The following is a 12,326-nucleotide window of genomic DNA, read 5'->3' as shown; positions in this document are numbered from 1 at the left end:
AAATAAATATCGGTGTTCATCTTTATCCATCTGTGGTTAATAAATAGCGCATATCAAAGCAGAAATAGACGGTTTTTCCCCGGCTTTTTGGCTTGATCCAACCTTGCCCCAAACTAATACCAAAGTAATACCAAAGCTGGGGCAAAGCTGTATCAAAGTTGGGGTAAAGCTGGGGTAAAGCTGGGTTTAGCCCTCTTTTTTGTTCATAAACTCCCTTTCTGATCCAGATTTGCTATCTGGATCCATAATAAACGGCATTTGCAATGCCGTTAACCTCAAACAATTCTCCAATTCCCCCTTAAACATGGATCATTCCCAAAAGTTGGGGGGCAAGCAATATTTTGGGGTGAATAATCCAAACTTATATTTTGTCTACCCTTGTCAGATTAAGCGTAGATTAAGTCACAAACCTGTTTAGACAGTTAATGGTGTAAAAGGATGAACACTGGATGTATTATGAATAAGCATATCGGTGTTCGTCTTGATCCATCTGTGGTTAATAAATAGTGCATAGCAAAGCAAAATAGACTGTTTTTTTTCAGCTTTTCGGCTTGGTCCTCATTGTCCCACGATCATTAAAATACAGCAAATAAAAAGGCACTGATTTGCACCAGCGCCTCTTTTGAAAAAGTAAAGCAAGGAGTTGAAAAAATTTCGTTTGCTGTACGAGTACCAAAAGTAGTTATTTATTTAGCTTTCCTTAAGTATGTATCGTTATGAATAGTTTAAATCAAGATCATACAATTAATATTTAATTAATATAAAAAGGAGCCCAAAAGGGCTCCTGAAGTTACTATAAAGGCTTTGGATTTAGTTGTATCCAGTGTTTTGCTTGAGCATTGGTGTTCCGTCTTTTACGCTCAGGTCGATTTGACGCTGAGGTATGGGATAATAATTATTTTTTGGAGCACTGAATTTACCGTCTTTTACATCTTGGGTAATGTCACCCTGGTAATCAAAATAGGCATTTAGCTCCTGTTCAGCAATTCCCCATCTCACCAGGTCAAAGAAACGATGGCCTTCCATTGCAAGTTCAAGCTTCCTTTCAAAATATATAGCTTTTAAGGCAGCATCAGGACTGGAGAATTGTGCAGCAGTATAGCGCCCGATGGTGTAATTGGCAGCTGGAGTATTGGTAAAACCTTCCATAGGGGAACTTTCATCGATATAGGTTTTTAGAAAACCATCAGGATTCATGGCTCTTGACCTGATTTGGTTGACCAAGTTCATAGCCTCAATGAGGTTGCCAAGTTGCGCTTCGGTTTCTGCGCACATCAAAATCACATCAGCATAGCGGATGACATGGACATTGATGGCTGTGCCAGGAGCCCAAGAACTTTGGTCTGCATAAAGATCTTGGGTAGCCTGCCAATAAATGGTTTTCTTAGGAGCATATGGACCGCCGTAAGATTGATCTCTGACCCATTGTTGTCCCGGGTGGTGTCCCCAGTCATGATAGGGAATGCCCCTTCTGCCTACTGTCCAATCTAGTCTCGGATCAAGTGAACCAGTGTAGGGTTCAAAGGATTGTGAGGAAGTGATCCCCATATCGGACTTGACAGGATTTTGATTGTAGTTGTCCAAGTCCGGAAGTCCTGAAAGAGGATCGGTTTTGAAAGAATTGACCAATTCCTGGGTAGGTTGGTAAAAGCCACAACACCTAAAAGGACTGTTGTAGGGGAAGTTGAGCATGTTTCCAGAGTTGGAATTGGATATAGTTCCTGTGCCTGAGTTGGCCACCATTTGAATATCAAAGACTGTTTCTGAATTATTCTCTTTGGCAGCGTCAAAGTTATCCGAAAATTGGTCAAGCAGAGCATATTTGGTACCGGCAGGATTAACGCCAGAGGAGATAACTTCTTTAAAGATGGTGTTTGCTTCTTGGTACTTTTTCTGGTAGAGATAAGTTTTTCCCAGATAGGCCGCTGCTGCCCATTTATTGGCACGGGCAAACTCCGCTTGTGTGGGAGGAAGATTATCATAAGCAAACTGAAAGTCTGCTTCTATCATCGGCCAAATATCCTGGTCATTTGGCTGGTTTGGATCCTCTGTGGTTTCATCAATCCATGGCACCATATTGAACATCTTTTTTAGCTCAAAATAGAAGTGACCTCTTAGAAATCTTGCTTGACCAATGATGTTCTGCCTTTCACTGTCGCTTAATTCTTCTACATTAGGAGCCAGTCTTAAGACATTATTGGTCCTTTTTATACCTTCATAAGTAGCTTTCCATTTGGTATTGAAAAAGCCGTTAGATGGACTTGAATAGAAATTGACAATCGGGTCAATGGCAGGTTGGTCACCTGCAAAGCTGCCTTTTGAGGCTTCCCCGCCTGCGACAGTGCCATAGATCCAGTTTTCGGGTGCTGCTTCCCAGCCATTTCCACCACCAAGGGCATCTGTACCTCCTTCTCCTTGGCCATCAAGTGAGGCGTAAGCTCCGATAAGGAGTTTATTGATGCCATCGCGAGTGGCAAGCACATCATCTCCCAAGGCACCTAGTGCTGGCTGATCCAGATATTCTTCCGAGCATGATGAGAGGGTAGTGACCAGTAAGATGCCCAGTATAAAATATTTGATTGTTGCGTATTTCATAACTGTTATCATTTCAAGTTTAGAAAGTTAAGTTGAGACCAAAGATGAATTGGCGTTGATTGGGATATTGTCCCTCATCAATTCCAAAGTTGGTTGTACCACCAGAAATCTCAGGATCTAATCCAGAATAGTCGGTGATTGTGAAAAGATTGGCTGCCTGTGCGTAGAGTCTCAGGCCACCAATATGGTAGCGGTCCAGCAGGTCTTTGCTAAAGGTGTAGCCGATTTGCGTTTGTCGCGCCCTTAAATAACTGCCATTTTCAACAAAATAGGAATTGGGTACCCCTGCAGTACTGAATGAACCAGTTGTTTCCTGGATTGGGGCAGTGGCATCCATATTGTCAGGAGTCCAGGAGTCATAGAGGGCTGTATGACTTTTGGCTCCTTGGAAGGAGCTGTAGAAGTCTGTCCACCATTTTACATTATTCCAAATGTCATTTCCACTGACGCCGTACAAGAACATACTGAAGTCCCAGTTGCGGTATTCAAGTCCTAAGTTGATGCCGTAGGTGAATTTTGGGTTGGGATTTCCCAGGGCAGTTCGGTCATCCGGTGTGATAATACCATCCCCGTTAGTGTCCTGGTATTTGAACCGTCCTACTCCTATTCCGTCCTGGTATAGCGCATCTGGGTTTTCAGTGATCTCAGCTGCATTTGCATTGGCATTGTCTACTTCTTCTTGGGAGTTCCAAAAACCAACTACTTGATAGCCAAAGAACTCGCTGACAGGGTGTCCTACTTGGTTTCGAATGATATTACTACCGTTGAAGCGTCTTCCTTCTTGGTCAAAATAAGGTACACCATCTGCGATTTTTACGATTTCATTATTGTAAGTAGTAAATGACAGGGTGGTATTAAATGTCAAATCTGGAGCTAAATTGAAGTAAGTACTAGCATCCATATCAAAACCTTTATTGGTCATTTTGGCGATATTGATATAAGGGGGCTCTGCAGCGCCTTCTGTCGCGATGACCTCGGGGTTGTAAAGTAGGTCGTCCACAGTTTTGCTATAGTAGTCCAGGGTCAATTGTACTTTTCCTTGCCATAAACTTGCGTCTATACCGACGTTGGAGTTGATGTTACGTTCCCATTTGGCATCTGGATTACCGATTCTTTTCTCCTGAAAGCCTTCCTGGATATTGGCATTGCTGCCATCTATAGGATAATAGGCGGAATTCCTGTTTCCTTCATAGGTGGAAAATGCATTGTCAGGAGCTACATTGAGTTGGTTACCCATTACACCGTATCCCCCACGGATTTTCAAGTCGTCTATCCAGTTGTTTTCTGGCATGAAGCTTTCTTCGGTAATTCTCCAGCCGGCACTGACCGCTGGAAATACGCCATACTGTTCATTTAGGAACCGTGAGGAACCATCTCTTCTGACTGTAGCGCTGAGGATATACTTGTCATTATACGTGTAGTCTACTCTGCCAAATAGCGAAAATAAGGCGTCCTTATAGACTGAGCTGGAGTGTTGTTGGGTACCTGAACCATTGGTCAGGGTGACATAGTCGGGGTCAAAGGAGAAATATCCTTGGGTAAATGCTTCCATGTCCCTTCCGTTGTTCCGGTAAGCTTCAGATCCTAGCAAAACTGTAAGGTCGTGGCGTTCATTGAATTCCTTTTTGTAGGTAAGGGTATTGGTCCAAGTGTAGTTGAAGTTGAAGTTTGAACCTTCTGTATACTGGTTGACATTAAGGTTTTCAGAGTTTTCATATTCAGGGAATTGAAAACGGTTGTAGGAATTGGTGTAATATTGACCTCCAAAGCTTGTTCTGGCAGTAAAGTGATTTAGAAAGTCCACTTCGGCAAAAACATTTCCAAATAGTCTGGAGGCAACACCGCGGTTGTTTTTGGTCCTTTCTTGGATGGCTACAGGGTTCTTTGCATTTCCAAGACCCGATCCGAATGAGCCTGCAAAGTTCCCCATGATGTCATAAACAGGTATGATCGGCTGTTGTCTAAAGGCCATTCCGATTGCGCTTCCTTCAGTAAGGTTGTCTATTCTAGGGTTTTCCGAAATGGAATAGGTCAGGTTTTCTCCGATTCGGATATTGTCCGTAATATTGAACGAGGTATTTGATCTTAATGTATACCGTTTTAAATAGGTATTGGTCAGTGTGCCTTGCTGGTCAAAATAGCTCATGGAGAAGAAGTAATTCCCTTTGTCATTTCCTCCATTTACAGAAAGATTATGGTTTTGTATCCTCGCAGGGTTAAATATTTCTTGAAACCAGTTAGTGCCGGTTTTATTGGCTTCTACTATTCTATAGAAATTGTCTAGCTCTTGTGGGTCAGTGTAATATGGATTGAGGTTATATAGAGATTCATCGACGGTTTGTGCGCCTACCGGAGCGATGTAGTTAGGTAGCACTGGATTTTCACCACTACCATATTGGTCATCATTGATCGTTCCTCCTGGATTAGTATTCCTCAGTGCCATGAATTTTAAGTCAGCCATTTCTTGGGAAGAAAGGATGTTCCAGGGGTTTCCTCCTTGAACCTGCTGAGAGCCGATGTACATGTTGTAGTTGACTTTGACATCTCCACGGCCTTTTTTGGTGGTGACGATGATGACACCATTAGCGGCGCGAGAACCGTAGATGGATGCAGCACCTGCATCTTTGAGCACTTGCATGGTCTCGACATCATTAGGGTTGATGTCATTGATGTTTGGAGTAGGTACACCATCTACGATGAAAAGTGGTGTGTTATTGCCAAAAGTGTTTACCCCACGGATTTTGATTTGGGGGGCTTGTCCAGGTTGTCCAGAGCCTGTGATGGTTACTCCAGATACACGCCCTTGGAGCTGACTGGTAAGTTGAGGGCTGGGCTGTTGTGTCATTTCTTCCATTTTTACAACAGATACTGCTCCGGTGAGGTCTTGCTTCTTTTGGGTGCCATAGCCCACAACAACTACTTCTTCCAGTCCTGTGATGTCTGTTTTCAAAGAGATATCAATTGTTGATTGACCATTTACGGGGATTTCTTCTGTTGCGTATCCGATAAAGGAGAATACCAGTATAGCGTCCTCGCTTACTTCAAGGGAGTAATTCCCATCCAAATCGGTTATGGTGCCTTTTGTGGTGCCTTTCTGTGAAATGCTCACTCCTGGGATAGATTCTCCATTGTCTGCGTCAATAACCTTTCCGCTTACTTGCGTTGATTGCCCGAAGGCAAGGGATAAGGGGGTGCTAGCACTTATGAAAAAGCATAGGAGTGCCACCCCCAATTGAAAATTGGATAATAATTTAAACATAGGTTTAGTGTTAATTATGAATAAATAAGACTATTGTAAAAGAAAAAGTCAGTTAGCTTGAATCGATACAGCTGTACATAAAATTAAGTTTTGCATAGGATTTTTAGGTTTATTTTAAAAACAAGCAAAATGAGAACGTTTGCATTTTTATGCATACGTTACCAACCTGTCCAAGCAGGTAGCTTCAATGTCAACTTAAGTGAGGTTTGTTTTTAGAATTAGGCCATAAATCAATGGCTCAAAGAATGACGTTTTTCCAAATAAAAGTGACAACTGAGAAAGCTCAGCAAATGGTAGAGTAAAAGTTGCGGTAATTTTTTTCGGTTATTTAGCGGTTGCATTGGTTTAATTTTAGGTTAAAATCGTATCAAGTTTTGGTAAAATATATAATATTATTCATAAAGTAAAATTTCTTATTAAAGTATTTGTCCAGCGATGATTTTTTATCTTAAGTAAAGGGTGGTGAATTATCTAAAGAAAAGGGAGATAATCTAATGGATTTATAGTGCTTGGGAAATAAAAATGCTTTATTTTAGGCTGGTAATTCGATTAAGCAACTAACCCAACAGTTTTATAACCAATGGAAGAATCAAAAAAAACAACAACCAGTAACTCACGCAGAGACTTTATCAAGAATGCGGCTTTGGCCTCTTCTGTGCTTATTGTTCCTAGACATGTATTGGGCGGAGTAGGCTATACTGCACCAAGTGATCAGCTGAACATAGCAGCGATAGGCGCTGGAGGTAAGGGTATCAGTGATATCAAAAACGCTTCTGTTAATGGCCGTGAGCGCGTAGTGGCACTTTGTGATGTGGATTTTTCAGGATCAGCTTCACAATCGGTCAAGAATTTCCCTAATGCCAAATTATATGCGGATTACAGGGAAATGCTGGATAATGAAAAGGATATTGATGCGGTGACCATTTCTACTCCTGATCATGTGCATGGTCCAGCGGCCAAGTATGCTATGGAGAGAGGTGTACATTGTTATGTACAAAAGCCCATGACCCATAATATCCGCGAGGCCAGGATGCTTACCCAAATGGCCAGGGATGAAAAAATCGTTACCCAAATGGGGAACCAAGGTGGTTCTAATCCTTATTTACAGATCGTACAAGATTGGATAGATTCAGGAAAGATAGGTTCAGTATCCAAGGTGCAAATATGGACTAACCGTCCAGTATGGCCACAAGGTAATGCTTTTCCTGAACCTGCACCTAGTAAAAAACCAGATGACTTATCTTGGGATCTTTGGTTAGGCCCCTCTAAGAAGATACCTTATACACCTAATATCCATCCGTTCAACTGGAGAGGTTGGTGGGAATACGGAACAGGTGCCCTTGGGGATGTAGGATGTCACTTGGTGGATATTCCTTTCCGTACCTTGGGATTACATTATCCAAAAGACGCTGAGTGTAGTGTGGGGGCGGTTTACAGCCAAATGTGGACGCCGGATTATCATCCTGAAGGTTGTCCTGCTTCGTCTTTCATTACTCTTCACTTTGATGCTACAGAAAAGAGTAAGTCGCCAATAGAGATGACTTGGAGTGATGGCGGTATCCGTCCAGCTCACCCTGATATTATCCCGGCTGATCATGATATCGGAGGGGCTGAAAGTGCAAACGGCGTTCTGATCATAGGAGACAAAGGAATTATTTCTACGAATATCAATGACAGCTCTCCATTAATGCCGAAGCTGTATTATAACGATGGTACTACAGAGTTTGGTCCACAGACTGAGGACTTCCCAGAACCGGAATATGGTCATCAGCGCAAGTGGGTGGATGCCTGTAAAGCAGGTTTTGGAAGTAAGGAGCACAGAGAACTTACCTCATCATTTGATTATGCCGGCCCAATGACGGAGACGGTATTGATGGGTAACTTGGCTATCCGTAGCTATATGCTGAGAAAAGAAAATGCTAAAGGCAGAACGGAATATTATGGAAGGAAGAAGTTGCTTTGGGATGGTGAAAAAATGAGAATCACCAATCTCGAAGAAGCCAACCAGTTTGTAGGTAGGGAATATCGTCAAGGCTGGGAGGTTTAATTAACCCTAGTACAAAAACTATACATATTTAGGTCATGGCTTATTAGTCATGACCTAATTTTTTTTAAGTACTTTATGGGATAAGCATTTTTGAAATAGCGGCTTCGCATTACTTAAATGGTCAGACATCATGTCTATTGTTTAAGTTTTTGTACTTTTGCAGCAAAGCAGAAAAGATTTGAAGGCGAGAACATTAAAAAAAGATAAGGTGAATATCATCACCATGGGATGCTCCAAAAACTTGGTGGATTCAGAAGTGATGCTTACACAGTTGAAGGGGAATGGGATAGAGGTATCTCATGAGTCTCAGCAAGAAGATAATAATATTGTTATCATCAATACCTGCGGCTTTATAGATAATGCCAAGCAGGAATCTGTAGACACCATATTGCAATATGTGGATGCCAAGGAAAAAGGCTTGGTTGAAAAGGTTTATGTTACGGGCTGTCTTTCCCAAAGATATAAGGATGATCTGGAGAAGGAAATTCCTCAGGTAGATGCTTTCTTTGGTACCAGAGATCTTCCTGCACTATTGAAGAAGTTTAAGGCAGATTATAAACATGAGTTAGTCGGAGAGCGGTTGTTGACGCATCCTTCGCATTATGCCTATATGAAAATCTCTGAGGGCTGTGACAGGCCATGTTCATTCTGTGCCATTCCTCTGATGCGTGGAGGACATGTTTCCAAACCAATTGAGGAGTTGGTCAAAGAAGCGGAGCATAAGGCGGCAAATGGTACCAGGGAATTACTGTTGATTGCACAAGACTCCACTTATTATGGTCTTGATCTTTATAAAAAACGACGATTAGCTGATCTGATGACGTCCTTAGCTGATGTCAATGGAATTGATTGGGTAAGGTTACATTATGCTTATCCTACGGGCTTTCCTATGGATGTCATAGATGTAATGGCTGAGCATCCCAATATTTGTAATTACTTGGATATCCCACTTCAACATGGTTCAAGCGATGTGTTAAAGGTGATGAGGAGAGGTACCAGTCGCGAGAAGCAGGAAGATTTGATACATGCCATCAGGGAGAAGATTCCTGGAATAGCGATCAGGACTACATTGATTGCTGGGCATCCAGGTGAAGGAGAAAAGGAATACCAGGAGATGGTGGACTTTGTGCAAAGAATGAAATTTGAAAGATTGGGCGTGTTTACTTATTCCCATGAAGAAGATACCCATGCTTTTTCCATGGAGGATAATATTCCACAAGAAGAAAAGCAGGCCAGGGCCAACAATTTGATGGAGGTTCAGGAGCAGATTTCCTTTGATCTTAATCAAGAAAAAGTAGGAAAGACCTTTAAGGTATTAGTGGACAAAAAGGAAAATGGGTATTTTGTAGGAAGAACGGAATTTGACTCTGTGGAGGTAGACAATGAGGTGCTTATAGACGCTTCGAAGCATTATTGTAGAATTGGGGACTTTGTAGATGTTAAGGTCAATGATGCTGCTGAATTTGATCTTTATGGAGATGTAGTTTCCTGATCTGAATCCAAAGTATATAGAAATTTATAAAGGGCTGTCCATTGGGCAGCCCTTTAGTTTTTTAAGCTAAAGCCCACTTTTAACCCGGATTATGCATTAGCAATCGTAGTGAGGGCTGAAAATGCAAGAAAATCAGACTGTTTGGAGACTGAGGCATAGCACCGCTATGGTGAAGTCGAAAACAGCAGCAAAGCGACTGATTTTAAAGTATTTTCAGTCCGTAATAGATAAGCTAATGCATATTTCGGGTTTAAGCATCTTTTTGCCTATATTATATGAGAATAGTGCTTCTAGCGATGTGAAATACATTGGATTGGTTGGAAAAGAGGCCTTTTTGAACCCAAAATAGTTTTCTCAATTACCTGGGAAATAGTAAAGCCCAAAGCAATGAAGAAGCTAATAACCTATCATATTGTGACACTTTTGCCCATGATGTTAGTGATGCAGCTATATGTATTTGGGTATATCAGTTTTGTGAATTTTTTGGAATGCTTTGTTATCTATTTTGTGGTTTATCGCCCAATCATTGATTATAGAAGGTTAAAGTCCAAAGGGCTGGTAGATAGAAAAGAGTTTTTGAAAAGTTGGGGGTTTGTTAGATTGAAGTATTATCAGGAATTGATGTTTAAGAAATAATTGCTTTCAGCGGAAGCTTGTCAAAGAGCTTCTTTTTCTTTCCCTTCAAACTCCCTATTTTTAGCCTTTCAAAAAACAGGGAGAAAGATGAACATACTGGAGGTCACCAGTGCCAAAGATGCAAGAGAATTTCTGGACATGGCCGTGCGCCTATATAAAAACGAAGAAAATTGGATTCGTCCATTGGATGATGATATTGAAGGTTTGTTTCATCCGGAGACCAATAAGCTGTTCAGGAAGGGGGCGAAAGCCAAAAGGTGGTTGCTGAAAAACGACCAAGGAGAGACAATCGGACGTATTGCGGCCTTTACCAATCCCAAGTGGAAGGACAAGCAACCTACTGGTGGAGCGGGTTTTTTTGAGTGTGTGAATGATCAAAAAGCAGCTTTCCTATTGTTTGATACGGCCAAGGCTTGGTTGGAAGAACAGGGCATGGAAGCCATGGATGGTCCGGTCAATTTTGGAGAGAGAGATAAGTGGTGGGGATTATTGGTGGATGGCTTTAGTCCAGCCAATTATAATATGCCATGGAATTTTGCTTATTATCGGGATTTTTTTGAAGCTTATGGCTTCCAGATATACTTCAAACAGTATACCTATATGCGTCAGGTTCAAGGCGTGGACTTTGATCCTAAGTTTCACAAGAGAGCAGCTATTACCATAGATGATCCAGATTATGACTATCGCTACCTGAAAGGAAAAGAGTTGACCGAAAAGTTTCCAGAGTACTTTATTACCGTTTATAATAAGGCATGGGCGAGGCATATGGGCAAAACCATGAATATTAAGGAAGCCCAGATGATGCTTAAGAAATTGAAGCCAGTGTTGGACGAGAAATTGATATTTTTTGGTTTTTATAAAAACGAGCCTGTCAGTTTTTTTATCTCCATTCCAGAACTGAATATGATTTTCAAACATGTCAATGGGAAATTGGATTGGATGGGGAAATTGAAGTTTTTGTATCATAAAGTTTTCAATCCGCCCAATAAGATGCTGGGCTTGGTCTTTGGTGTAGTTCCTGATCATCAGGGCAAGGGAGTAGAAAGTGCCATGGTTAAGAAATACAATGATATGAGCGACCAGCGATCTTTTCCTTATAAAACTATTGAAATGAACTGGATTGGGGATTTTAGTCCTAAAATGATGCGAGTATGTGAGCAGTTAAATGCCAAAATCTATAAAACGCATCACACCTATAGGTATCTATTTGATAGGGAAAAGCCATTTGAAAGACATAAGATTTTTGAATAAATAAACTTAAAGGGCCCTCTAGGCCAGATATAATGAAAAAGAAATATGATGTAGTGGGTATGGGAAATGCCCTGGTCGATATGGAATTTAAGGTAAGTGATCAATTTCTTGCCGAAAACGGAGTAGAGAAGGGGTTCATGACCTTAGTGGATGAAGAACGCCAAAACGAACTGATGGGCGTGATCAATACTGCTGAGGCCAAAAAGCAATGTGGTGGATCTGCCGCCAATTCTGTGATCGCAGTAAGTCAGTTTGGAGGGAATTCTTATTATAACTGTCGAGTGGCCAATGATAATTTGGGAAGGTTTTTTGTGGAGGATCTCAAGGCGGCCGGTGTAGATCATAATCTCAATGTTGATCATTTGGAGGATGGAATTACGGGGAAGTGTTTGGTGATGGTTACAGATGATGCTGAAAGGACCATGAATACTTTTTTAGGGATTACCCAGGATTTTTCTATTGCTGATATCAATGAATCCATTATCAATGATGGAGAGTTTCTATATATAGAAGGTTATTTGATTACTTCTCCCAATGGGAAGGCTGCCATGAAAGCCGCCAAGAAACTAGCCGAACAGAGCGGCACCAAAGTAGCTTTGACTTTTTCGGACCCTGCGATGGTGAAGTATTTTAAAGAGGGGTTTGTAGAGGTGATCGGAGCCAGTGTGGACTTGCTTTTCTGCAATGAGGAAGAAGCTATGCTTTATACAGGCAAGGAGAATTTGAAGGATGCTCGTGAAGAGTTGAAAAAGGTGGCCAAGCATTTTGTGATCACGCAAGGGAAAAACGGGGCGATGATTTTTGATGGAGATACTTTTATTGATATTGAGCCTTATCCTACCCAGGCTGTTGATAGCAACGGTGCTGGGGATATGTTTGCTGGGGCGTTTCTCTATGGCATCACCAATGGACACAGTTATGCATCGAGTGGTAAGCTGGCCAGTTTGGCATCTTCCAAAATTGTAAGCCAGTTTGGACCAAGACTGGAATGGCATGAAGCCAAGGAGATTTTGGAAAGATTAAATCCAGAATTATAATTTGAATGG

At 41.5% G+C, this 12,326-nt stretch carries 7 protein-coding genes; 5 read left to right on the top strand and 2 right to left on the bottom strand.

Annotated elements, in window-relative coordinates; all coding sequences use genetic code 11:
- Positions 1-810: 810 nt before the first annotated feature.
- The gene (locus KZP23_RS03210; RefSeq protein WP_226334691.1) at positions 811-2,595 is read right to left on the bottom strand and encodes a RagB/SusD family nutrient uptake outer membrane protein; all 1,785 of its coding nucleotides are present in this window, start codon (positions 2,593-2,595) and stop codon (positions 811-813) included.
- A 19-nt stretch (positions 2,596-2,614) separates the two neighbouring features.
- Positions 2,615-5,854, bottom strand: a complete 3,240-nt coding sequence (locus KZP23_RS03205; protein WP_226334690.1) for a SusC/RagA family TonB-linked outer membrane protein — start codon at positions 5,852-5,854, stop codon at positions 2,615-2,617.
- 580 nt (positions 5,855-6,434) lie between these two features.
- Between KZP23_RS03205 and KZP23_RS03200 the strand changes: the two genes are divergently transcribed.
- The 5 genes from KZP23_RS03200 to KZP23_RS03180 all read left to right on the top strand — a co-directional run bounded on the left by KZP23_RS03200 (position 6,435) and on the right by KZP23_RS03180 (position 12,317).
- Positions 6,435-7,901: a Gfo/Idh/MocA family protein gene (locus tag KZP23_RS03200; protein WP_226334689.1), complete on the top strand. Its 1,467-nt coding sequence runs from the start codon at positions 6,435-6,437 to the stop codon at positions 7,899-7,901.
- A gap of 178 nt (positions 7,902-8,079) precedes the next feature.
- Entirely contained in the window at positions 8,080-9,393 is a 1,314-nt protein-coding gene (gene rimO, locus KZP23_RS03195) for a 30S ribosomal protein S12 methylthiotransferase RimO (RefSeq protein ID WP_226334688.1), read from the top strand.
- 387 nt (positions 9,394-9,780) lie between these two features.
- Entirely contained in the window at positions 9,781-10,029 is a 249-nt protein-coding gene (locus KZP23_RS03190) for a hypothetical protein (RefSeq protein ID WP_226334687.1), read from the top strand.
- A gap of 87 nt (positions 10,030-10,116) precedes the next feature.
- Positions 10,117-11,280 carry a hypothetical protein gene (locus tag KZP23_RS03185; RefSeq protein ID WP_226334686.1) on the top strand — a complete coding sequence of 388 codons (1,164 nt, stop codon included), beginning with the start codon at positions 10,117-10,119 and terminating at the stop codon, positions 11,278-11,280.
- A gap of 32 nt (positions 11,281-11,312) precedes the next feature.
- The gene (locus KZP23_RS03180; RefSeq protein ID WP_226334685.1) at positions 11,313-12,317 is read left to right on the top strand and encodes an adenosine kinase; all 1,005 of its coding nucleotides are present in this window, start codon (positions 11,313-11,315) and stop codon (positions 12,315-12,317) included.
- Positions 12,318-12,326: the final 9 nt, after the last annotated feature.

Origin of the sequence: Echinicola marina (assembly GCF_020463795.1) — a bacterium.
GTDB classification, from domain to species: Bacteria; Bacteroidota; Bacteroidia; order Cytophagales; family Cyclobacteriaceae; genus Echinicola; species Echinicola marina.
Note: the sequence above shows the minus strand (reverse complement) of the source record. Positions and strands in the feature narration are given on the sequence as shown.

Coding starts and splice junctions, on each gene's coding strand:
- KZP23_RS03210 (WP_226334691.1), bottom strand. CDS start 2,595: ATGAAATACGCAACAATCAAATATTTTATACTGGGCATCTTACTGGTC.
- KZP23_RS03205 (WP_226334690.1), bottom strand. CDS start 5,854: ATGTTTAAATTATTATCCAATTTTCAATTGGGGGTGGCACTCCTATGC.
- KZP23_RS03200 (WP_226334689.1), top strand. CDS start 6,435: ATGGAAGAATCAAAAAAAACAACAACCAGTAACTCACGCAGAGACTTT.
- KZP23_RS03190 (WP_226334687.1), top strand. CDS start 9,781: ATGAAGAAGCTAATAACCTATCATATTGTGACACTTTTGCCCATGATG.
- KZP23_RS03185 (WP_226334686.1), top strand. CDS start 10,117: ATGAACATACTGGAGGTCACCAGTGCCAAAGATGCAAGAGAATTTCTG.
- KZP23_RS03180 (WP_226334685.1), top strand. CDS start 11,313: ATGAAAAAGAAATATGATGTAGTGGGTATGGGAAATGCCCTGGTCGAT.